Raw genomic sequence first — 279 nt, 5'->3', positions numbered from 1 at the left:
CATTGGGCTGGGCGCTCATTTGCTTCGCATGGAAGGGTGCCTTGATCGGCGTGGCAACGGCGCTCTCGTTGCGGCTAATGCGTAACGCCAGTCCGCAACGTCGCTATGCGCTCCTCTGCCTTTCGCTTCTTTTGTGTCTCGCGATACCAGTGCTCGATGCGTACCGCGGTATCGAAGCGGCGTCGCGGCCATCTGGCTGGTTTCGCGCGACCGATTCTCTCATCGTGCCAACGAAGCACACACGCGATACATTCACGATTGAGAACGTCCTGCCCTGGC

General features: G+C 59.9%; 1 pseudogene. It reads left to right on the top strand.

Annotated elements, in window-relative coordinates:
• Window positions 1-279, top strand: a pseudogene (locus SB751_RS29785) (hypothetical protein); the annotation flags it as partial.

Origin of the sequence: Cupriavidus sp. SIMBA_020 (genome assembly GCF_046535395.1) — a bacterium.
Taxonomy (GTDB): domain Bacteria; phylum Pseudomonadota; class Gammaproteobacteria; order Burkholderiales; family Burkholderiaceae; genus Cupriavidus; species Cupriavidus campinensis.
This window is presented reverse-complemented; position numbering and strand designations above follow the sequence as displayed.